General features: G+C 42.4%; 22 protein-coding genes. 15 read left to right on the top strand and 7 right to left on the bottom strand.

Annotated features, from left to right (window positions below; all coding sequences use genetic code 11):
* The first annotated feature begins 7 nt into the window (after positions 1–7).
* A complete protein-coding gene (locus ACWQ4X_RS08065) occupies positions 8–832 on the top strand; it encodes an SDR family oxidoreductase (RefSeq protein ID WP_457903277.1) in 825 nt (274 codons plus the stop codon).
* 44 nt (positions 833–876) lie between these two features.
* Here the strand turns inward: ACWQ4X_RS08065 and ACWQ4X_RS08060 are convergent, their stop codons facing one another.
* The 5 genes from ACWQ4X_RS08060 to ACWQ4X_RS08040 all read right to left on the bottom strand — a co-directional run bounded on the left by ACWQ4X_RS08060 (position 877) and on the right by ACWQ4X_RS08040 (position 7108).
* Positions 877–1389, bottom strand: a complete 513-nt coding sequence (locus ACWQ4X_RS08060) for an ankyrin repeat domain-containing protein (protein ID WP_100241786.1) — start codon at positions 1387–1389, stop codon at positions 877–879.
* Between the two features lie 139 nt (positions 1390–1528).
* On the bottom strand, positions 1529–3049 hold the full coding sequence (locus ACWQ4X_RS08055; protein WP_457903276.1) for a catalase: 1521 nt from the start codon (positions 3047–3049) through the stop codon (positions 1529–1531).
* A 554-nt stretch (positions 3050–3603) separates the two neighbouring features.
* Complete coding sequence (locus ACWQ4X_RS08050) at positions 3604–5709, bottom strand: TonB-dependent receptor (protein ID WP_457903275.1); 2106 nt, start codon at positions 5707–5709, stop codon at positions 3604–3606.
* Between the two features lie 80 nt (positions 5710–5789).
* Positions 5790–6296, bottom strand: coding sequence for a hypothetical protein (locus ACWQ4X_RS08045; protein ID WP_457903274.1), 507 nt, complete (start codon positions 6294–6296; stop codon positions 5790–5792).
* A 137-nt stretch (positions 6297–6433) separates the two neighbouring features.
* Complete coding sequence (locus ACWQ4X_RS08040; RefSeq protein ID WP_161934010.1) at positions 6434–7108, bottom strand: GntR family transcriptional regulator; 675 nt, start codon at positions 7106–7108, stop codon at positions 6434–6436.
* A 125-nt stretch (positions 7109–7233) separates the two neighbouring features.
* Between ACWQ4X_RS08040 and madL the strand changes: the two genes are divergently transcribed.
* From madL to ACWQ4X_RS07995, 9 genes are all read left to right on the top strand, one after another.
* Complete coding sequence (gene madL, locus ACWQ4X_RS08035; protein ID WP_100241781.1) at positions 7234–7635, top strand: malonate transporter subunit MadL; 402 nt, start codon at positions 7234–7236, stop codon at positions 7633–7635.
* A gap of 61 nt (positions 7636–7696) precedes the next feature.
* The gene (madM, locus tag ACWQ4X_RS08030; protein WP_142768560.1) at positions 7697–8458 is read left to right on the top strand and encodes a malonate transporter subunit MadM; all 762 of its coding nucleotides are present in this window, start codon (positions 7697–7699) and stop codon (positions 8456–8458) included.
* 21 nt (positions 8459–8479) lie between these two features.
* Entirely contained in the window at positions 8480–10135 is a 1656-nt protein-coding gene (gene mdcA / locus ACWQ4X_RS08025) for a malonate decarboxylase subunit alpha (RefSeq protein WP_457903273.1), read from the top strand.
* Between the two features lie 5 nt (positions 10136–10140).
* On the top strand, positions 10141–10449 hold the full coding sequence (gene mdcC, locus ACWQ4X_RS08020) for a malonate decarboxylase acyl carrier protein (RefSeq protein WP_457903272.1): 309 nt from the start codon (positions 10141–10143) through the stop codon (positions 10447–10449).
* 3 nt (positions 10450–10452) lie between these two features.
* Entirely contained in the window at positions 10453–11340 is an 888-nt protein-coding gene (locus ACWQ4X_RS08015; protein WP_457903271.1) for a biotin-independent malonate decarboxylase subunit beta, read from the top strand.
* Between the two features lie 4 nt (positions 11341–11344).
* On the top strand, positions 11345–12061 hold the full coding sequence (gene mdcE / locus ACWQ4X_RS08010; RefSeq protein WP_100241776.1) for a biotin-independent malonate decarboxylase subunit gamma: 717 nt from the start codon (positions 11345–11347) through the stop codon (positions 12059–12061).
* Positions 12062–12072: 11 nt separating this feature from the next.
* Positions 12073–12753 (top strand): malonate decarboxylase holo-[acyl-carrier-protein] synthase, encoded by a 681-nt coding sequence (mdcG, locus tag ACWQ4X_RS08005; RefSeq protein ID WP_457903270.1) that lies wholly within the window; start codon positions 12073–12075, stop codon positions 12751–12753.
* Entirely contained in the window at positions 12731–13609 is an 879-nt protein-coding gene (gene mdcB / locus ACWQ4X_RS08000; RefSeq protein ID WP_457903269.1) for a triphosphoribosyl-dephospho-CoA synthase MdcB, read from the top strand. Before mdcG ends, mdcB begins: the two co-directional genes overlap by 23 nt.
* A complete protein-coding gene (locus ACWQ4X_RS07995) occupies positions 13587–14510 on the top strand; it encodes an acyltransferase domain-containing protein (protein WP_457903268.1) in 924 nt (307 codons plus the stop codon). Before mdcB ends, ACWQ4X_RS07995 begins: the two co-directional genes overlap by 23 nt.
* 401 nt (positions 14511–14911) lie before the next feature.
* Here ACWQ4X_RS07995 and ACWQ4X_RS07990 read toward each other — a convergent pair whose 3' ends face one another.
* Positions 14912–15904, bottom strand: coding sequence for a helix-turn-helix transcriptional regulator (locus ACWQ4X_RS07990; protein ID WP_457903267.1), 993 nt, complete (start codon positions 15902–15904; stop codon positions 14912–14914).
* A 253-nt stretch (positions 15905–16157) separates the two neighbouring features.
* Between ACWQ4X_RS07990 and ACWQ4X_RS07985 the strand changes: the two genes are divergently transcribed.
* The 5 genes from ACWQ4X_RS07985 (at position 16158) to ACWQ4X_RS07965 (ending at position 20396) form a co-directional block, all read left to right on the top strand.
* A complete protein-coding gene (locus ACWQ4X_RS07985) occupies positions 16158–17705 on the top strand; it encodes a circularly permuted type 2 ATP-grasp protein (protein WP_457903266.1) in 1548 nt (515 codons plus the stop codon).
* Between the two features lie 31 nt (positions 17706–17736).
* Entirely contained in the window at positions 17737–18339 is a 603-nt protein-coding gene (locus ACWQ4X_RS07980) for an alpha-E domain-containing protein (protein ID WP_100241770.1), read from the top strand.
* Positions 18336–19118 carry a transglutaminase family protein gene (locus ACWQ4X_RS07975; RefSeq protein ID WP_457903265.1) on the top strand — a complete coding sequence of 261 codons (783 nt, stop codon included), beginning with the start codon at positions 18336–18338 and terminating at the stop codon, positions 19116–19118. Before ACWQ4X_RS07980 ends, ACWQ4X_RS07975 begins: the two co-directional genes overlap by 4 nt.
* Before the next feature lie 23 nt (positions 19119–19141).
* Positions 19142–19876, top strand: a complete 735-nt coding sequence (locus tag ACWQ4X_RS07970) for a proteasome-type protease (protein ID WP_100241768.1) — start codon at positions 19142–19144, stop codon at positions 19874–19876.
* Between the two features lie 97 nt (positions 19877–19973).
* A complete protein-coding gene (locus ACWQ4X_RS07965) occupies positions 19974–20396 on the top strand; it encodes a BLUF domain-containing protein (protein WP_457903264.1) in 423 nt (140 codons plus the stop codon).
* Between the two features lie 83 nt (positions 20397–20479).
* Here the strand turns inward: ACWQ4X_RS07965 and alr are convergent, their stop codons facing one another.
* Positions 20480–21550, bottom strand: coding sequence for an alanine racemase (alr, locus tag ACWQ4X_RS07960; RefSeq protein ID WP_457903263.1), 1071 nt, complete (start codon positions 21548–21550; stop codon positions 20480–20482).
* Positions 21551–21816: the final 266 nt, after the last annotated feature.

Raw genomic sequence — 21816 nt, 5'->3', positions numbered from 1 at the left:
TAGGGTTATGTCAAATTTAAACGCAGTGATTGTTGGGGCAACAGGTGGTATTGGTAGAGCCATCGTTGAAAACTTATGTAAAAACAATATGAATGTGGTACTGGTGGCACGTAATGCTGAGGCATTGCAAAGCATGCAGACTGAACTGAAACGACAGTTTCCGCAGCTGCAACTGCAAAGCTTGTGCTGTGATTTAAGCGATGCAGAGAGTCGTGAGCAATTTATCCAAGCATTGACGCAGCAAAATATTCGCATCAATTATTATATTAACAATGCAGGGGTGAATGATTTTTCGTTGTTCAGTCATCAAGCCAGTGAAGCCATTGAACAGATGATGCTGATTAACGTGGTTTATCCATTGCAATTGATTCAGCAGATTATTTCATTGATGTCGAAAACGGCACCAAGCCAAATCATTAATATGGGCTCGACTTTTGGCAGCATTGGTTACCCTTGTTATGTCAGTTATTGCGCCAGTAAGTTTGCCTTACGCGGTGCAACCGAAGCTTTGGCTCGTGAATATTCCAATTCACCGATTCAGTTTAAATACTTCTCGCCACGTGCAACCGACACTGCCATGAACAGTCCAGTAGTGGTAGAAATGAATGCCAAACTGGGTGTGAAAATGGACAGTCCTACTTTTGTGGCTGAAGAGCTGTATCAATTTATGCAAAATGACAAGTTGTATTATCAAGTGGGCTATCCTGAAAAAATCTTTGTTAAAGTGAATCAGGTACTGCCGAATGTGGTGTCGAATTCGATTCAAAAAGACATTGATAAAATTCAGCGTTTTGCAGAATTGAATCACCCTAAAATCACTACGGTTTCATAAATAGTGCTGTAGTAATAGGGTGCCTAATTTTCGTAAGTTAGGGATTAAGGGGATTGTAACCACTGTTTGAGTTTATCTTGCTGACCAAAGACTTTGGCAAATTCCTCGGTGGTTAAAGCACCTTCTTGCTTGGCTGCTTGGTCACAGTTAACTTTACTGAGTTGTTTGGCAATGCCCCATTCGCCTTTTACAATCGCACCCATGAGTGCGGTATGTCCTTTGCTGTCACGTAAGCAACGATTGGATTGATGCGCCAATAACGTGTCAACGACTTCGGCATGACCATAATAGGCCGCCATCATCAGGGCGGTAAATCCTGCTTGGTTTTTAATATCCACAGGAAAGCCATGAGTCAGAAATTCTTGAATAACTTCAGTATTTCCTGATTTGGCAGCAGCAAAATACAGATCAATCAATTCCTGCTGAGCCGAATCTGTTTGCATGATTGGCGTTATTGCAGGTTCTTGAGCATTGGCACTTTCAATGCCAAGGGTCAGTAAAGTGATACTGCTGATGCTTAAGCAAGCCCACATGCTCATATTGAATAATGTTTTCATGTTCAAGACTCCTAACCGACAATAAAAATAGTGCCTGTAAAACTCACCCTAGGGTTGCAGGAAAGGTGTAGAGTTTTACAGGGCTTCTCGGTGGTGACGTCCAATTTTCCCTAGTCACACATCTGGTGGATGGTTGAAATTAGTCTTTCAACAGTGCAGCTTTGGCTTTCACGGTTGCCAAATCGCCTTTCACGGCTTGAGTTAAACGCGTACCGTAGTCCATATCAGCTTTGTAGAAATACGACAGCATGATGTGTTTGGTTTCGGCATCTTTGACTGCACCCAAGTCCGCGGCCAAATTACGAATTAAGTCTTTTTTCTCGGTAGCCGAATAAGAGCGGTACAATTCACCCGCTTGTTTAAACGGCTGTTCTTTTTGAATGGCCTGTTGCATGACTGTGCCATTTAATGGCGTTTTGACTGCCTTGGCGTTGGCTGTCGAAGGTTTAGGTTCCATACGGCTTGGTTCGTAGTTCACATTCGACTCACGCTCAGAGATGTTCATGGCACCATCCTGATTGTTATTGTTGACCTGAACGACAGGGCGGTTCACTGGAATCTGCTGATGATTTGCGCCTAAGCGATACATTTGCGTATCTGAATAAGAGAACACACGACCTTGTAACAAGCGATCTTCAGACGGTTCGATGCCCGGCACGATGTTGCCCGGTGCAAATGCCGACTGTTCGGTTTCATTAAAGAAGTTTTTCGGCATGCGGTTTAGGGTCAACGTACCCACTTTCACTTCAGGAATCAAATTGGTCGGCCAGATTTTGGTGGCATCTAATGGATTAAAATCAAACTTATTCAAATCTTTAGGATCAAGCACCTGAATATACAAATCCCATTTCGGAAAGTTACCCACATTAATGTTCTTGTACAAATCATTGGTCAAATGGTTGAAGTCTTTCGCCTGCATGGCTTGAATTTGTTCAAGGTTAAGACCTTTGACACCTTGCTTAGAACGGAAGTTAAACTTCACGTACTTGTATTCGCCTTGATCGTTATACAGCTTGAATGCATGCACGCCAAAACCGTCTTGCTCACGATAACTGGTTGGAACACCATTATTGGTATAGACATAGGTCAACATATTGACTGCCCAAGGCTGACTTTGTAAAAAGTCGAAAATGCGGTTCGGGTCTTGAACGTTGTCAATTGGCGATGGTTTCATGGCATGAATGAAGTCTGGGAATTTAATCGCATCGCGAATAAAGAACACAGGGGTTTGGTTGCCAACCAAGTCCCAGTTGCCTTCTTGGGTATAGAATTTAATGGCAAAACCATGCGGGTCACGTAAGGTTTCTGGTGAACCTTTAGAATGAATCACGGTAGAGAAGCGTAAAAAGACTGGCGTTTTCGTACCCGCTTTGAATAAAGAGGCAACGGTCAGGTCAGATAAATCTTTGGTGGTTACGAACTCACCATAAGCCCCTGTACCGCGGGCATGCACGACGCGCTCAGGAATACGTTCACGTCCAAAGCGTTGCAGTTTTTGTACCAATTGGACGTCTTGAAGTAGGGTAGAACCATGTTCACCCGTAGTAATTGAGTTTTGGTTATCGCCAACTGGTGCGCCGTTGTCTTTAGTCAATGGGGCTGCATAGTTACTGGTAGTTACTGCTGCGAGCATGGCAACAAGTAATGAACGTTTAAACATATTTAATCTCTCGACGATAGTTTCCCTTTCCTGCGAGAGTTAAGCTACTGAATTATAAAAACTTGGTAAAACCGTTTATTTTTATGTAATTTATCTAAAAAATAGATCGAATAAATCTTCGACATTTAAAATTGGGAGCATCTGCATTGAATAAACGCCATCAAATTATAGATATGAGGATTTCGGGCGTGTAAAAATCATCAACTGAATTTGAGAGTAACGTCTTAAATATGAATGAAGGAAGATCAATCAAGAACTGATTTTTTATCTGCATCTAATTTTATATTTTATTGAATAAAAACAATCTATTGTCAAAAAAAATTGAACGGATATTTTGACTATGATTAATCGGAGAATTATCGAATTTCTAGACTCTGTAAATAGGGTGCTTTCTAAATCAGGATTGTTACAACTCGGCGCAAAAGTTGAGTTGATCTGAGCATTAGATTGAGCGTATTGCACCTAATTTGAGATGCAATACTGATTGGAAAGAATGATATTTAAAAACGGTAAAATCAATGGATTACATCATTTTTTAGACAGTCATTGAAGTGTTATTTTCCGAATTGATACTGTAAACCCAACAAAAAGGTTCGCGGTGCAGCAGGGGTATAACTCGCTTGATTGTTGCTAAACGAGGTGCTTTCAGCATAGTGCACATCGGTTGCATTCATAACTTGTCCATAAATTTCATAGGCTTTATGGCGATAATTGGCACGTAAATTGAGCAAGGTATGACCTGAATATTTCACCGTATTGGCATCGTTAATCCAGTAAGATCCAACATAAACGCCTTCTGCTGAAAGTAATAATGCTGGAATAGGCTGAATCTGATATTCCAATGTGCCAAAGCTTTTCGGTGAACTTGGCATACTGTTACCGCTGTAATCCAGTATTGAAGAGGGCTGGAATTCACGGTATTCATGTCGAGCCAAACTTCCAGAAAGTTTCAAACGTTGCTGATAAGCATCGCTGATTTTCCATGACCCGCCAATTTCAATACCTTCATGTAGAGTTTTACCTGCATTGCGGGGTTCACGGGTATTGTCAGGCTTGGTATAGCTAATCACCTCATCTTCACCTGTTAAGCGGTAAAGCGTAATTTCTCCATCTAGCCGATCATCCAACAATTGGAAACGCAGACCTGCATCAATATTATTAAACGTTGCCTCAGTCAGGTTGGGTGTGACCAAGTTTGCGCCGTATAAACTGCTGACTTCTGGTGGGACAAAGCCTTGCGACCAGTTGCTATAAAAATCCAGTGTAGGGGTAATATTCCAGATGAAACCCAGTTGCGGACTGGCTTTATGAAAACTGCGACTTTCATCTGGGGCACCGGTAATATTTGAAGGCGTGAGATGGTTGTGATAATCGTATTTGATCCAGTCATAGCGTGCGCCAGCGACTAAATTCAGATTGTGCAAGGCTTGCCAGTTGACTTGGCTATACAGCGCTTGGTTACTGACATCGACATCATAATCACGCAGTAATTTACGTTGCTGATAGCCTGTATAAATAAGTGTGCTAGGATCACGGAACACTTGAATGTCATTGGTTCGGGCTTCATTCGGCGTTAGTTCCGCCATAGCTCCCACAATCAGTTTCATCTGATCAAAATTCGCAACATGCTGTGCATTTAGACCATAGGACTGGAAACTGTTATAGGTGGTTTGACCAGTATAGGTCCCTGTAGCTACGCCATTTTTCACATCGGTACGGATGTTATAACTTGGGTTTTGTTCAGTGGTGTTGTCACGGTAATACAGCGTCATTTGGCTTTGCTGCTGATCATTCCATGCATGACTCAGTTGAGAAGATACACGGGTTGAATCCACTTCACGGTAGGTAAAGGTTTGGTAGCTATAGCCAGGGCGCTGACTAAAATCTTGCGCGTTCAGACTTCCTGTCATATCTGCATACAAATGGTTATAGCTGATGATATTTTTTAATTGAGTCGCATCACTGATTTGCCAGTCATGGCGTAGGGTAAAGCTTTGTTTGTCGCTTTCCGCATGATCTTGCCAACTGTCACCACGATCACTGACATAGCCCGAAAGGCGTAAGCCTTGATCACCCACTGCGGAATTAAAGGTATTGGATGCTGCAAGATCTAGCCGACGATAACCTTCACTGCTGAAACGGATTCCCAAGTCTGCGGTTGGGGTAAGGCTCGGAGCTTGCGTTAAAAAATTGATTGTTCCACCAATGGCATTACTGCCATAAACACTACTGGCAGGTCCACGCAGTACTTCGATACTGCCAATGCCCGCCATATTCATTTCATATAAGGCATTGTGGTTAAACACACCCACAGGTCGAATTGAAATACCATCTTCCAGATATTGATAGACCGCAGCAGTGGTAATGGGTTGGCGAATGGACATCATGTGTTGTTCATTGCCCAAATCATTCATCAGTACCCCTGGGGTTTTATTGACGACTTGACCAATAAAGGTGGGATGTAATTCTTCAATCTGTGCTTGATCGACCTTGCTGATTGCGGCTGGGGTATGGCTGAGTGATTCGCCTTCACGACTGACAGTCACCACAATGGTGGCTAAACTTTGAGTATCTGATGGTGTAGTCGTCTCTGCGAAAGCCGTTGTTACAGACAGGCATGCTGTCGCCAGTAGCGATAAGCGAAATGGTAAAGTTTGCATATAAAACCTATAAAAAAGCAATTAAAAGCGCACAACAGGCGGAAACGGGTTGTGTGAAATAAGAAATTAAATTGCGATGTTTATAGGGCGAAGGGAGGAGCTTGCTTTAGTGGGAACAGATAAAACAGTTGAGGAATCTGAAGTTGTTCTGCCCATCGGTAACATAAGCAGCGCACCTGAGCGAACCAAGCAACAATCAACAGTAAAATGAGCGCCAATAACGGCAAAATTGCAGCGGCATCCAGTCCATGGCTACAGAGCGGGCAATGCTTCATAATTTCAGAAGCAAGTGCATAGACCTCAAGCTCATGTAGGCTGAGTTGATCATGTTGATGCTGATGGTCGAGTTGCATATGCGCAGTAGAATGCGTTGACATTTTCGCATGGGGTTGGTGCAAATGCTCATCTTGCATGGTCAACGCCATATTGACAGTTGGTTGACAGTGACTTGGAATGGCATATAACGCAGGTGCGATACCCGTTTGCACTAAGGTGGGCAGAAACATGTGCCAAAGCAAGCAAAGCAAAGTCAGCATACCCATGAAGGTACGTCGCTTGTGCAAATGCTGGCGAAAGGTGAAAGTCATGTTTCAGTTTGTAACCGAAGTGAAATACGTCGCGAAAGTATACTGAAAAAAAGAAACTTGAAAATATAAATTAGATTTAAAACCGAGCTTTATTTTTAATATAAGCATCGGGTTGAAGCCCGATGCTTGAATGCTTATTACGATTTAGGTTGTAGACTTTCAATGGTTGAAATAAAGTCGGTAAATTTCTGTCCTTGAATCACCACATGTGCTTTCAGTAAAGCCTCAGCTTGTTGCTCATTGCCCGCAAAAATGGCTTCTAGAATGTCGTTATGTTCCGTGAATGAATTGTTCATACGGTTATTCACACGCAGTTGCAAACGACGATACGGATGTAGACGCTTATGTAGCGTACAGGCTTGCTCAATCAAGAAAGCATTGTGACTGGCTTGGTAAATGGCAAAGTGAAAGAGACGATTCGCTTCATAGTAATTTTCTGAATCATTTTGATTCAAATAGTCCTGACATAACTGATGTAGACGTTGTAATTCCAGTTTTTCTTCAGGCTGAATGCGTCGCGCTGCCAAGCGTCCACACATGGCTTCCAGTTCAGCCATGACTTCAAACATTTCACATAAAGTCAGTGGGTTAATGGTTGGAATAATCGCACCACGACGCGGGCGAATTTCAACTAAACCTTCAGCAGCCAGCAGTTTTAATGCCTCACGAATCGGCGTGCGAGAAGCGCCATAGCGTTCGCACAGCTCTTGTTCATCCAGTTTGGTTCCCGGTAAGTAGAAACCATAAATAATATCGTCCTCTAGTTTTTTACTAATTTGAATAGAAAGAGGGAGTTCCGCAATAGAGTTCATACATCACCAAAAAATTGTATACAATTTATGTTTATTTGAGTACAAAGCATTGTACACTGAATACAGATAGGCTATAACTATACCAAATTATTAGAAGTACAGCATGATCCAGGGAGGATTCAGCGATGATTATTTACGGAACAGCCATACTGGCAGTCTGCCATCTACTCGGTGTTTATCTAGGCAATATTCTAGGTATGGCACTTGGCGTTAAAGCCAATGTTGGTGGTGTCGCGATTGCCATGATTCTACTCATTATTTCAAAGGAGCTTTTAGCAAAACGTGGACACCTGCCACAAGTGACACAGTTCGGTGTGTTGTATTGGTCAGGGATGTACATTCCAATCGTGGTTGCCATGTCAGCAGGGCAAAACGTAGTTGCCGCTTTATCAGGCGGTATGTTGGGACTGATTGTTTCTGTCGCTTCACTTATTGGTACGGTGCTGGTGATTCGCTGGTTAAATAAATCTAGCGGTGATTATGCAACCTATGAATGGGCAGCTGAAACAGCAGAAAAAGCGGTCTAACAGCCAGTCAAGCATGGATACAGAATAAAAACGGTTGGTCGGGTTACAAGGAAGAAACGTAATGGAAGAAATAGTCACAGTATTGACAAAAAATGCGCTGGTCACAGCGTTGGCAGTAACAGGGTTAATGATGTACGTCTCGCATCTCCTGTCTAAATATCTTACCAAAGGCAAACTTCAAAGTTCAGCAATTGCCATCACCATGGGCTTGGTCTTGGCATACTTTGCAGGTGTCTATACCCAAGGCGAAAAAGGCATTTCAGACATCGCAATTTTTGGTGGTTTTGCATTGCTTGGAGGCGCAATGTTGCGTGACTTGGCCATTGCTTCTACGGCATTCGAAGTTGATGTCAAAGAAGTCAAGAAAGCAGGCAAGGTCGGCATGATCGCGCTGCTGTTGGGTTGTGTGATTCCGTTTGTGATTGGCGCCATGGTGGCTTGGGTTATGGGTTATAGAGATCCAGCATCTATGACCACAATTGGTGCAGGCGCAATGACTTATATCGTGGGTCCAGTCACAGGCACTGCAGTGGGTGCAAGCTCAGAAGTAATTGCATTATCTATTGCAATTGGTCTGATTAAGTCAGTGTTCTTTATGGTTGGAACACCATTACTCGCAAAATTCATGTATTTAAAAAGCCCTCGTTCTGCCATGGTGTTTGGTGGTTTGGCGGGCACAACCAGTGGTACAGCGGCTGGCTTGGCAGGTACAGATGTACGCTTAGTTCCTTACGGTGCTTTAGTTGCAACATTCTATACAGGCTTGGGTTGTTTGCTCGCTCCATCGGTATTTTTCCTCACGATCAATGCCATTTTCGGTTAATCAAAGCATAAAGGTGTCAACATGAACCAAATGGTTAAGAAGCGCTTATGGGATAAGCAGCGCACACGTAGACAAGAGAAGCTTGATCTTGCACAACAAAAAGGTTTTAGCAAACAAGTTGAACATGCGCGTGCAATTGAACTTTTAGAAACGGTCATAGCCAGTGGCGATCGCGTCTGTTTAGAAGGCAATAACCAGAAACAAGCCGATTTCCTTTCAAAATGCTTAAGTCAATGTAACCCAGATGCGGTGAATGACTTACACATTGTGCAATCTGTTTTGGCATTGCCAAGTCATATTGATGTGTTTGAGAAAGGTATTGCCTCTAAAGTAGATTTCTCTTTTGCAGGTCCACAAAGTTTGCGCTTGGCACAGTTGGTTCAGCAGCAAAAAATTAGTATTGGCTCCATTCATACTTACTTAGAGTTGTATGGTCGCTACTTTATCGACCTGACACCCAATGTATGTTTGATTACTGCACATGCCGCAGACCGTGAAGGCAATTTATATACCGGTGCCAATACGGAAGATACACCTGCCATTGTAGAAGCGACAGCCTTCAAGAGCGGCATTGTGATTGCACAGGTCAATGAAATTGTAGATAAGCTGCCACGTGTTGATGTACCCGCAGATTGGGTCGACTTTTATATTGAAAGCCCCAAGCACAACTATATAGAACCGTTGTTTACCCGTGATCCTGCGCAGATTACTGAAGTGCAGATTTTAATGGCGATGATGGTCATTAAAGGCATCTATGCACCGTATCAAGTTCAACGCCTCAATCATGGTATTGGTTTTGACACTGCTGCCATTGAATTGTTGCTCCCGACCTATGCGGCATCCCTAGGGCTAAAGGGGCAGATTTGTACCAATTGGGCATTGAACCCGCATCCAACCCTGATTCCAGCGATTGAAAGTGGCTTTGTCGATTCTGTGCATAGCTTCGGTTCGGAAGTGGGGATGGAAGACTATATTAAAGAACGACCCGATGTGTTCTTTACAGGCAGCGATGGCAGCATGCGCTCGAATCGTGCCTTTAGCCAAACTGCGGGTCTCTATGCGTGTGACTTGTTTATTGGTTCGACTTTACAGATTGATTTGCAAGGCAACAGTTCAACCGCAACGGTCGATCGTATCTCTGGTTTTGGTGGAGCGCCAAATATGGGTTCAGACCCGCATGGTCGCCGTCATGCCAGCTATGCTTATACCAAAGCAGGTCGTGAAGCGACCGATGGTAAGCTGATTAAAGGTCGTAAATTGGTGGTACAAACGGTGGAAACTTACCGTGAACACATGCACCCAGTATTTGTCGAAGAGCTAGATGCTTGGCAACTCCAAGACAAAATGGACAGTGATCTGCCGCCAATCATGATCTATGGCGAAGATGTCACCCATATTGTGACGGAAGAAGGCATTGCCAATTTACTGCTCTGCCGTACCGATGAAGAACGTGAACAAGCCATTCGTGGTGTAGCAGGTTATACCCCAGTTGGCATGAAGCGTGATGCCGCCAAAGTTGAAGAATTACGCCAACGCGGCATTATTCAACGCCCAGAAGATTTAGGCATTGACCCGACACAGGTCAGCCGTGATTTGCTTGCAGCCAAATCGGTCAAAGATTTAGTTAAATGGTCGGGCGGTTTATACAGTCCTCCAAGTCGCTTCAGAAATTGGTGATTCACATGGAAAAGTTAAAATTCGAAATACAATCAGTGCCTTTAACGCTAGAAAAAGCTCCTGTGATTTGTGGTGTGGTCGGTTCTGGAAACTTAGAAGTTCTGGTTTCACAGCATGATCAAGCCGATGTATGCCAAGTGGAAGTGACTACATCTGCGGTAGGTTTCCAGCATGTATGGCAATCCGTTTTAAATGAATTCGCACAGCGTCATGCGGTGGCAGGGCTGAAATTTCAATTGAATGATATGGGGGCGACTCCTGCGGTGGTGAATTTGCGCCTAAGCCAAGCCATTTCTATGTTTAAGGGAGAATAAAACATGGATTTAGTGATGTTGAAAAACAGTTTCTATGAAAAAACGGCACGTGCGCGTATTCAAGCTGTGGTCGATGAAAACAGCTTTAAAGAAATCTTGAAGCCAACCGAAATCGAAGTCAGTCCGCACTTGTCTGCTTTGGACATTCCAGGCAGTTTTGATGATGGGGTGATTATTGGCACAGCAGCGATTAATCAAACCCCAATCCATATTATTGCCCAAGAAGGACAATTCATGGGCGGTGCCGTGGGTGAAATCCACGGGGCAAAGATTGTCGGGCTGTTACATAAAGCCATTCAGGATCAATCACAAGCCGTGGTGTTCTTTGTGGATTCAGGTGGTGTGCGTCTACATGAAGCCAATGCGGGTCTGATCGCAATTTCAGAAATCATGCGTGCCATGTTACAAGTGCGACATGCAGGTATTCCAATTATCACGGTGATTGGCGGGACCTGTGGCGCATTTGGTGGCATGGGCATTAGTGCTTGCTTAAGCAGTACCATCATTATGACTGAAGAAGGACGTTTGGCGTTGTCTGGTCCAGAAGTGATTGAAACGGTCAAGGGTGTTGAAGAATTTGACTCGAAAGACCGTGCTTTAGTCTGGCGCGTGACTGGCGGTAAGCATCGTTTCTTGCTCAATCATGCCCAAGTTTTGGTTGAAGATGACATAACCGATATCCGCGATGCCATTTCGGCACAATTGAATCAAGCTGCAGCACGTCTGGATTTGGAGCAATTGCTACAACAACAACAGCAACTGGAAACGCAACAACAGCGCTGGTTTGGTAAAAATGATGGATTGCAAATCTGGCATGAAATGGGCATTGCTCATCCAGAACAAATCCCGATGCTCTCTGCGCATGAAGTGAAGTTGTTAAAGCAAGGATAAGCAGATGAATACAGAATTACTCTTAAAACAATTATTTCCAAAGCAGTTGGACTACCAGATTAATGGTTATGTGATTAAAGGCAATGCTGAAACTGAAGCGGGTCCTGTACGTATTTTAGGTACAGTCAATGCTGCACCAATTAATCAGGAAATTGCGATTGAGCTTGCAGGCGAAATTCTGCAATTGATCCAACAGCAAAATAAAACCCCAGTGGTGTTTATTGTCGATACTCAAGGACAAGACTTGTCACGTGCCGATGAACTGTTGTGCTTAAACCGTACCTTTGCGCATTTGGCATCTTGTGTAGATTTGCTGCGTCGTAGTGGACATGCCAATTTAGCCATTATTTTTGGACAAGCAGTCAGTGGTGGATTCCTGTCTTATGGATTAATGGCAAATGAAGTCTATGCACTCAGTGATTCACAAGTCAAAGTGATGGATCTGAATGCGATGGCGCGTGTCACTAAAATCCCTGTGGAGAAATTGAAAGACCTGTCGCAAAGTTCAGCCATCTTTGCACCGGGTGTGGAAAATTTCTACAAAATGGGTGCAATTAATGCCATTTGGCCAGATTTAGAGTCCGACTGGATTAGCCAAGCCCTGTTAAATCAGCAGCAACAGCTCGAAAGTTATATCACTGACCAGCGCCGTGTTGTCGGCCAGCAACGCCAAGGTCGTCAGTTGTGTAACCCTGTGATCGAGAAAGTTGCCAACGCTTAAGGAGGAAGCATATGGATCGTCATGACTTGGCTTATTTGCATCCCGCAGCAGACCTACATTTTTTGGATAGTTCCTTACCTGAACCTGCTAGACAAAAAGTGTACCAGTTGCTGCAACAGTCCGTGCCAATGACCATTTGTCGGCAGGACAATGATGATGCAACTCAGGTTAAGCTGGCGATCAATTGCTTGGTTGAGGGATGTAAATATCGTGTGGCTTGCTTGGTCGAAGCGGATGAAATTCAGCTCATTACCCGACCACTTTCCTTACATACCTTATTAATTGAACGACCACAGAGCTTTCAAGATGCAGCACTGCACGATTTTGCTAAAGCTTTGATCACACTCAACTGTGAGGTTTATGTTTATGGCTCCTATGCCTATGAATATCTGACCCAAGAAGCCTATATACGTGCTACTTCGGATTTAGATTTGGTTCTATATCCGCAAGATATGTCACGATTAGCAGACATTTTACAACTGATTAAAAAAACTCAAACTTTAAGTGCAGTCCGTTTAGATGGTGAACTCAAAATCCATCCAGACTGGCATGTTTCATTTAATGAATTGCTGATGATTTATCCTGACGCTAAGCAGAGCATTATCGGCAAAGGTTTGCAGCGTGTGGACATGCTGAAATTAGAACAACTATTAGAATGGAATCTTGAAGATGCAGACTGTACAGAAGCATGACCATCTATTCTTAGATATTTCGCAGCATGCGATGCGCTTAGATCTTCTGGCGCGAACAGCGCTTTATGATGAAGTGAGTTTGGCGCATAAACCCGGTTTGGTTTGCCCAACAACTCAAGGTAGCCATCAAGATATGGATTTTGCCTTGTTTGAGCGTAGCATCCAGTCCTTAACTTATTATTTTCAAGAACAATGTTTAAATGGCTATCATGACGTCAGTTTTGACAGCATTCGACAATGCGGGATTCAAGCTGAACAGGATATGATGGCAGCTACCAAGCAGGTGAATACCCATAAAGGGGCGATTTTTAATTTAGGTTTCGCCAGTGCAGCCGTAGGAAAATGTCTTGCCGCCGATACGCCTATACATGCAGATGCCGTTAGTAAAATGCTCAAGCAAACATGGAAAGACGAATTACTGCATCATTTAGAACGCAACCCGAATAGTCATGGTCAGCGTATGCGCAGTCAATATGGCATTACGGGGGCAATTGAAGAAGTGGCTTCTGGTTTTAAAACTGTTATGGATGTCGCGCTTCCACATTATTCAGCCATCTATGATAAAACTTGGGATCAAAACAAAGCCTCGATTCAAACTTTATTTGCTTTAATGGCACATCTGCAAGATACCAATATTGTTTGGCGCGGTGGTCTATCTGCGCTATATATTGTGCAAGATATGGCCAAGCAATTTTTGGCAGGCGGCGGTGTTTTGCAAACTCACTGGGTTGAAGATGTGCAGAAAATCGAAGATTATTTTGTACAGCACCGTCTTAGCCCAGGGGGGAGTGCGGATTTACTCGGTGTGACCTTATTTTTGCAGAAGGTGGAGCATGAATTTCGCAATCATATTTAGTGGGCAAGGCTTGCAGAATTTATCCCATGTGCAGCAACTTAAAGACCTCGCGCTTGAATTCAATGTGACCCAGCAACTGCAACAGCATTTACCAAAATTATTTGATCCAGATTTAAGCGAAGCAGATTTATACCCGAATGATTTTGCCCAGCCTTTCATTTTTGCGCTGCAATGGTGTCGTTGGCAAAAGTTAAAACCGCTATTAGATGAAATCATCAGCTTTTCAGGCTATTCACTGGGAGAACTCAGTGCCCTAAGTTGTTCAACAGACATTAGTTTTGAGCAGGGGCTATATCTTGCACAGCAACGTGCATTATTGATGACGGGTGCTGCACGAAGTTCAAGTGGCTTAATCTCAGTGCAGGGAATCAACTTGAAAGCCCTTGAACCACTTTTAACAAAGACAGCTACCGCGCTTTCAATCAAAATCAGTGACAGCAGTTTTATTGTCGGTGGTGATGATGAAAACCTAAAACAATTGACGCTACAACTTGAACAGCAGGGCGTGCGTTCGGTGAAACGACTGAATGTTACGATTCCTTCACATACTCCCTTAATGAATAGCGCTGTAGCCCCGTATCAGCAAGTTTTGCAGCAACAGACGATGAATCGCCTCAGTATTCCAATGATTAGTGGTTCAGGTGGACAAAAATACTTTAAATCCAGTGAAGCGGTCGATGCGCTCATTGAGCAAATGAACCATGCCATAGATTGGGATTCTTGCTTAACCGCCATTCAAGAAAATCAACCTGATATTGTCCTCGAGATTGGACCAGGCACTGCATTAAGCAAAATGTTATTGGAGCGACATCCAAGTTGCGTGGTTAGAGCAGTCGATGATTTTAAGACCATGCAAGGGTTAGAGCTTTGGATTGAAAAGCAGATCAATACCTATTCTTAAATAAAATCCAAAATGGCGCAGCAGGTTTTAGTCTTTATCAAGTCATGTTGCAGGTGCTTTGCAGAAATTCATTTAAGTCAAAAATATGATTTGGTTGGAACAATTGCTTATTTCAGGTGAAGTGAAAGATTCGGTAGATTGATTGAACTGAAATCAACTTGGAGCATTAAGCTATGACCATTAAATCGATCCGTTACAACCGTGGAGAACTCGCTTGCTGAACCCTCCCATGTGCAGTGCAATGTGCAAAACACTTAGATCATATGAAATGGGGTACGAAGGCATAAGGTCTAAATCCATCAACACGCAACATGATAAATTCAAACAGACAAAGACAATAAAATTATAAAGTCCCAATTGTTGGGACTTTTTTTTGCTATTTAATGTGTGAAACAGCTATTTCAGTCACGCTGCTGTACGGCACGTTCGACTTCTTCAGGTTCAATTTTCTGAATCTTATTGCCAAAGCTACGTAACCACCAAGTCAGTTGTGAGGTGAAAGGCACAGTAGCTGAAATTTGAACAAGATTGTCTGCTAAAGGCGTCACCACTTGATCTTTACTCAGTTGGCTTTCTTCGAAATAGTGTGCTTCACATTCTGGGATCGTGAGTTTTAATGCAACATTATCGGTCGGTTTGGTGTAATCCACTCTAAAACCGAGTGCACCAGATTCAATATATGCATCAATATCGAAGTTTACTGGATGCAGTGCGCGTGATTCGAGCACTTTGGCTGATTTAAAACGGTGCAGGGCAAAGGTCTGAATGTCGGTTTTATTAAAACGAGTGCAGATTAAATAAATCGTTGCACCTTTTTGCACCAATGCCAATGGATTCAGCGTATAAACGCTTTCTTCCGCCTGTGGTCGTTTCTGATAAATACACTCTAATTGTTTGTCTTGTAATAAGCCTTCATAAATCGCTTGTTGAGCAGCACGATCGACGACAGGCGGAATTAATGGCTGATTGGCTGGCACAATTCGAACCCGATTAATCCACTGACGTACGTTGTTTTGGGTCGACAAACTCCGTCGTGCCAAATCAAACCAAGGGTTCATTTCTTCGAGCAAACTTGGCGGTAACAGGTGCTTTAAATGTTCTTCGACCATCATAAAGGTAACCGCTTGTGAGCTGGTCATATGCGGCAAACTTTGAATGGGTGCATCAGAGCGCCAGCGCCAGCCTTGCGGTACAGTTTTGTTACTTTCGATAGGAAATCGCTGCGAAATTTGATTTAAATCACGCTGAATGGTGCGCAAACTGATATCAATGCCTTCTCTTTGTAAGAGTTCTTGTAATTCTCGCGTACCCATCCATTTACCCGTAGAAAGGCGAGACAGGATTTGCCATTGTCGATAAAGACTATTCGAAGTTTCTTTTTCTTGTGCAGACATAATTAAAAAATAGATAAGTTGGAATTTACAAGACTATGTCCAACACAATAAAAAAACCCGACCCGCTTGGCAAGTATTTCTCAAGCAATAGGGCAAAGAAAGTCCAATAATTTTAGACACAACATCAAGCAGAAATGACATTGAGTGCAGCAGGAATACATGAATAAATAGCGTTACAGCAAAGGAGATGCAAGGAATGGCATCCTTATTGCTAGATATAAAAATGTAGTGCTATAAATATAAAGAGGGTCATATGCTTAAAGAGAACGAGATTGCAGAGATAAACGGTTTATCACGAGAAGTGGATACTAAGCAATTGACAGGAAAAGTGGAGGGTATAGCAAAACAACAGGAGAAAACACAGTTACTTTTTGAGAGAACCAATTCCGTTTTTTTTAATGAAATGTTGGATGATCATACAGTTTCTGAAACTGCATGCGCAAAAATAGAACAATGGCTTTCACAATATACATTAGATGAATTACAAGCTTTAAATCAGCGTGCTAAAGAACACTTTTTATATGAGGGCATTACTTTTACTGTATATGGCGAAGCAGAGGGAACTGAGCGAACCATTCCTTATGATGTGATTCCGCGTGTGATCGCAAGGAAGCAGTGGAACAAAATATCACTCGGTTGTGGGCAACGTGCCAAAGCCTTAAACCTTTTTCTACATGATATTTATCATCAACAAGATATTCTCAAGGCTGGCATCGTACCTGAATTACAGGTACTAAAACATGAAGCCTATCAACCGCACATGTGCAATCACAGTTTAAAAGGCAAAATCTATAGCCAAATTAGCGGGATTGATATTGTCCGTGATCGTCATGGTGAGTTTTATGTACTGGAAGACAATCTCAGAACTCCATCAGGCGTGTCATACATGCTTGAAAGTCGTAAAATCAGTCAAAAATTAATGCCTGAACTTTGTCAGCAAAATAACTTACAAGGCATTGAACATTACCCCTTATTGCTTAAAGACATCTTGGCTGAAAATGCCTTAGTCGATAACCCATTTATTGTCATTTTAACACCAGGTCGTTTTAACAGTGCCTATTATGAACACTCCTTCTTGGCAAGGGAAATGGGTGTGCCTTTAGTAACATCACGTGACCTTTACGTCGAAAACGATAAGGTTTATGTCAAAACCGTGCGGGGCAAACAACAGGTTGATGTAATTTATCGTCGTATTGATGATGATTATCTCGATCCATTGTGTTTTATGCCGGATAGTACGCTAGGGGTTGCGGGCTTAATGTCTGCCTATTTGCAAAAAAATGTAGTCATCGCAAATGCTCCGGGTACAGGTGTGGCGGATGACAAATCCATTTATCCTTATGTCGATAAAATGATTCAATTTTATTTGGGCGAACAGCCTGTTTTGAAGAATGTTCCTACCTATCAATGTCGTGAAAGTCATGATCTTGAATATGTACTGGATAATCTATCTCAACTCGTGGTTAAAGAAGCTCAAGGTTCGGGCGGTTACGGTATGCTGATCGGACCACATGCTTCTGCACAACAAATTGCAACGTTCAAAGATAAAATTTTAGCGACACCACATCTATATATCGCACAGCCAACCTTGGATTTATCCGTCTGTCCAATGCTGACAGATACTGGTCTTTCAGAGCGTCATATTGATTTACGTCCATTCGTGCTGAGTTCACCTTACCGCACAGAAATTGTGCCAGGTGGTTTAACCCGTATGGCGATGCAGGAAGGCTCTTTGGTTGTGAATTCCTCACAGGGTGGTGGAATTAAAGACACTTGGGTTGTAGACCATCTCCATTCATAAACAATAACCACAAAGATTGAGGAGCAATTTCATGATTTTACTGAATACCAATGCACAACATATTTTTTGGTTAGGTCGCTATTTAACCCGTATTGAATATTTATGTACCCAATTTCCATTTACAGATGACCAAAAGGCAGTGACCTTTGCGCATGCTTTTTGTTTACCCGCGTTTGATGCCAGTTCACTAAATGAATTGGTGTTAGATCCTGAGCAACCTTATTCCTTTATCCAGCAGTTTCAATATGCAAAAGATAATATTCAGGAGTTAAGAGGGGTATTTTCAGCGAAAACCTATGCTGAATTGAACCAATACATTCGCAATGCCTGTGAAAACTCCACCTGTATTTGTGATGTGATTGCAGATTGTCGAGAAGTACTTGAGGCAGAGCCTGAGGAAATCTTCTTGTTTTTCTCTTTGGGGCAAACGCTAGAACAATTAGATCGCCAGCTGCGTTTAAAGCAGGATCAGACCCAAACCTTACAACATATCGCAGGATTTATTGAAGTTCTAGAACAGATGGGATGGGAGAGTTTAGATGAGGCTTGGCAACAACTCAAAACTCAGCCAGATCAAATGAGTTTCTATAATTTTAGTGATCAGGTGCAATATCTGTTTGAGGTGAATGCATGAAACTCATGATCAATCATCAAACGCATTATCAATATACTGAACAAGCGTGTAATAGCATTCAGTATATTAAAATGACGCCTTTTAATAATGCACATCAAAAAGTGCATTACTGGGATGTCAGTGTGCCGGGTGAGCGTTGTGTGAAGCAGGATGCCTTTAAAAATATCTGGATTACCAGCTCACAGCGTTTTGCCTATGAGCAGATGACCATTATGGCGCAGGGCATTATTGAATTGTCTCCTAAGCCTTTTGCTTTAAACATGACTGATCATCTGAATCCTTATCTTTTTTTGCAACCAACGCCGACCACGTTGTGTAATGCTGAAATGAAGGAGTTTGCACATCGTTTAGTGCCTGAAATTAACCGTCACAATTTGATGAAACTTTCAGAAGCGATTTTGCAGCATATTCCGTATTTACCGAATCAAACCTCAGTCAAAACCTCTGCCATTGACGCATTTCAAGATCGTCAAGGAGTTTGTCAGGACCATAGTCATGTATTTATTGCCATGTGTAAGGCTTTGGGCTTGCCAGCGCGCTATGTTTCGGGTTATTTATTTGTGCCAAATACATCACACCTTGCCAGTCACGCTTGGGCTGAGGTATTTATAGAAAACACATGGTATTGTTTTGATACCAGTAACCAGCTTTTCAGCCCTGAAGCGCATGTTTATGTTGCGGTAGGTCGTGATTACTGGGATGTTGCCCCAATTCGTGGAGTGCGCGAAAAGGGTGGTATTGAATCAATGCACTCTATTGTTCAGGTACTTGCATGTTAATGTGAGTGTATTAAGGGGAAGAGATGACTTATTGTTGTGCGCTACGATTAAAGGATGGACTTGTCTTTATTAGTGACACGCGAACCAATGCAGGCGTGGATCATATTTCTGTATTTCGAAAACTGTATACTTTCGGGATCGAGGGCGAACGTTTCATTACCATTCAAACATCGGGGAATTTAGCCACAACACAAGCTGTCATTGGCTATTTGCAGAATCAGATTGATTTAAAGCGTGAACCGAATTTACTCAGTGTTGATTCCATGTTTGAAGTTGCAGAATTGGTTGGGCATACCTTGCAGAAAGTGATCTCGGATGTCACCGAAAATACCCATGAGCAAAGTAATTACTACTGTAGCTTATTGGTCGGTGGGCAAATTGGTGAGAATGAAATGCAACTGTATAATATTTACCCGCAGGGTAATTTTATCTGCGCAACCAGTGATACGCCTTATTTTCAGATTGGTGAAAGCAAGTATGGCAAGCCGATTCTTGACCGCGCATTGACCTATGACATGCCATTAAGCGAGGCATTGCGTTGTAGCTTAATTTCATTTGATTCGACTTTACGTTCAAATGTTTCAGTGGGAATGCCTTTAGATGCGTTGATTTATACCAAGAACAGCTTGCACATTCCTGACGGTAAACGTATTACGGATGAAGACCCTTATTTCCAACGAATCAGTAAGCAATGGTCAGATACCTTACGTAATGGCTTACAAGAACTGCCTAATCCTTCCGAAGACTATTTTAAATAAGATTTTTACTTAGAATTTTCTATGAATAGCGCGATTAATCGCGCTATTCTTTTATCAGTACAACATACCAATAACAACAATCTCAGGATGAAAGATCATGTATCAACTCTGCTATGCGAGTCAGGCAAAATCCAATGCAGAACACTTATTGCAAGATTTACGCGATATTTTGTCTGAAGCAAGAGATTTTAATGTGCGCTATCAGATTAAAGGGGTGCTGTGCTATGCAGATGGTGTCTTTTTTCAATGTTTAGAAGGTGAGCAAGATGTTGTATTGGGCTTGTTGGATAAAATCAGATTTGACCAGCGTCATCATGCAGTCAATATATTGTCGACGCGAGAAACGGATTCAGATGCACATTTTCAAGATTGGAGTATGAAATATATTGGTCGGCATTCTGAAATTCATCAGTATTTCGAACAACTCGGATTACAGCAGTTTAATCCTCTCTTGCTGCAACAGCAGTCACTCCAGAATTTTCTCGAATTACTTTATCATCTTCCAGAGCAACCTTTATAAAAGCTGAATATCGTATAAATAGCGAACCAGATACTGCTTGTTTCCATAAGGTAGCAGTATCTAGATCAAGTATGTCATAGCTTTTATTTAAGCGTGTGCACTGGGCGTTGGCTTAAGCGGCATAGAAGTTCATAGCCAATGGTGCCATTTGCATCGGCAACATCATCTACTAAGCGTTGTTTGCCCCATAGCTCAACTGGTGTACCAATGCTAATGTTGAGTCCTGTCACATCAATGGCGATCATGTCCATTGCCACGCGACCAACCACAGGCACGGTCTTGCCATGAATCACAACATAGTTTTGTTTGATGTAAGCACGTGGATAACCATCCCCATAGCCAATTGAAACAATGGCTAAATCCATATTCTGTTGTGCTGTAAAGGTTGAACCATAACCGACTTGTTCACCCGCTTGGATGTGGTTGAGTGCAATCACTTCCGCACTAAAGGTCATCACGGGTTGTAAGTCTAAAGCGTGAACATCACGATCTGCAAAAGGTGTAGCGCCATACAACATAATGCCTGGACGTACATAATCGAAATGCAGTTCAGGCCAACGATAGATGGCAGCAGAATTACAGCAAGAGGCGAGAATAGGGGAACAACTTTCTTTGACCTGTAAAAATTGTTGGATCTGTTGTTCGTTTAAAGGGTGATCAGCATCAGCATTGGCGAAATGCATAGCCAATACACAGCTAAAACCTTCAGCTTTGAGTAAATGGAAGACATCAATAATTTCAGTGACTTTAAAACCTAAGCGGTTCATACCACTGTTGAGTTTAACCCAGACTTTCAGTCCTAGTGTGTTGTACTGTTCTTTGTGTTCGAGTAACCAATCGACTTGTTGTTGATGATGCACAATACATTCTAATTTGTGCTCAATCACAGCCTGCATTTCATCTGCCGTAAAAATACCTTCAATCAAGGTGATCGGTTGTTGGTAGCCTAAGGCTCGAATTTCAAGGGCTTCTTGTAAACAAGCGACACCAAAGGCATCTGTTTCTTTCAAGGCTGCGAGACAGTCTTTGACACCGTGTCCGTAGGCATTGGCTTTGACCATACTGACGATTTTTGCTGTTGGGGCAAGTTGTTTCACACGGTTTAAATTATATTGAAGTGCTGAATGATCAATACAAACTGTAGCTTGGCGCACCCGAATTACTCCTTGGGAACAGGGAATGGCTAGATTAAAACGATTGCTTTATTTCAAGTCATAGAATAAGAAGATGATGATTTTATGTTGCTCATCAAGCAAAACCACAAAATACGCCAGTTATTGTAGACCTTTAAAATACAAATACCCATCTAATTTCATGGCTTTATTCCATATAAATGTATGGCTTGCAGGGATTGTTCGATTAAAGCACTTTTATCTTCGTTCTCATTGGAAATTTTAGATCTTTGAAATGAAAAAAATGG

The organism is Acinetobacter sp. NigerLNRRAM0016 (genome assembly GCF_054112845.1).
The sequence above is the reverse complement of the archived record's forward strand: the minus strand, read 5'-3'. Positions and strand labels throughout refer to the sequence as shown.

Coding starts and splice junctions, on each gene's coding strand:
- ACWQ4X_RS07975 (WP_457903265.1), top strand. CDS start 18,336: ATGAAACTCATGATCAATCATCAAACGCATTATCAATATACTGAACAA.
- ACWQ4X_RS08065 (WP_457903277.1), top strand. CDS start 8: ATGTCAAATTTAAACGCAGTGATTGTTGGGGCAACAGGTGGTATTGGT.
- ACWQ4X_RS07995 (WP_457903268.1), top strand. CDS start 13,587: ATGAATTTCGCAATCATATTTAGTGGGCAAGGCTTGCAGAATTTATCC.
- madL (WP_100241781.1), top strand. CDS start 7,234: ATGATTATTTACGGAACAGCCATACTGGCAGTCTGCCATCTACTCGGT.
- ACWQ4X_RS07965 (WP_457903264.1), top strand. CDS start 19,974: ATGTATCAACTCTGCTATGCGAGTCAGGCAAAATCCAATGCAGAACAC.
- ACWQ4X_RS08015 (WP_457903271.1), top strand. CDS start 10,453: ATGGATTTAGTGATGTTGAAAAACAGTTTCTATGAAAAAACGGCACGT.
- ACWQ4X_RS07990 (WP_457903267.1), bottom strand. CDS start 15,904: ATGTCTGCACAAGAAAAAGAAACTTCGAATAGTCTTTATCGACAATGG.
- mdcA (WP_457903273.1), top strand. CDS start 8,480: ATGAACCAAATGGTTAAGAAGCGCTTATGGGATAAGCAGCGCACACGT.
- ACWQ4X_RS07980 (WP_100241770.1), top strand. CDS start 17,737: ATGATTTTACTGAATACCAATGCACAACATATTTTTTGGTTAGGTCGC.
- ACWQ4X_RS08060 (WP_100241786.1), bottom strand. CDS start 1,389: ATGAAAACATTATTCAATATGAGCATGTGGGCTTGCTTAAGCATCAGC.
- madM (WP_142768560.1), top strand. CDS start 7,697: ATGGAAGAAATAGTCACAGTATTGACAAAAAATGCGCTGGTCACAGCG.
- mdcG (WP_457903270.1), top strand. CDS start 12,073: ATGGATCGTCATGACTTGGCTTATTTGCATCCCGCAGCAGACCTACAT.
- mdcE (WP_100241776.1), top strand. CDS start 11,345: ATGAATACAGAATTACTCTTAAAACAATTATTTCCAAAGCAGTTGGAC.
- ACWQ4X_RS08050 (WP_457903275.1), bottom strand. CDS start 5,709: ATGCAAACTTTACCATTTCGCTTATCGCTACTGGCGACAGCATGCCTG.
- mdcC (WP_457903272.1), top strand. CDS start 10,141: ATGGAAAAGTTAAAATTCGAAATACAATCAGTGCCTTTAACGCTAGAA.
- mdcB (WP_457903269.1), top strand. CDS start 12,731: ATGCAGACTGTACAGAAGCATGACCATCTATTCTTAGATATTTCGCAG.
- ACWQ4X_RS07970 (WP_100241768.1), top strand. CDS start 19,142: ATGACTTATTGTTGTGCGCTACGATTAAAGGATGGACTTGTCTTTATT.
- ACWQ4X_RS08045 (WP_457903274.1), bottom strand. CDS start 6,296: ATGACTTTCACCTTTCGCCAGCATTTGCACAAGCGACGTACCTTCATG.
- ACWQ4X_RS08055 (WP_457903276.1), bottom strand. CDS start 3,049: ATGTTTAAACGTTCATTACTTGTTGCCATGCTCGCAGCAGTAACTACC.
- ACWQ4X_RS07985 (WP_457903266.1), top strand. CDS start 16,158: ATGCTTAAAGAGAACGAGATTGCAGAGATAAACGGTTTATCACGAGAA.
- ACWQ4X_RS08040 (WP_161934010.1), bottom strand. CDS start 7,108: ATGAACTCTATTGCGGAACTCCCTCTTTCTATTCAAATTAGTAAAAAA.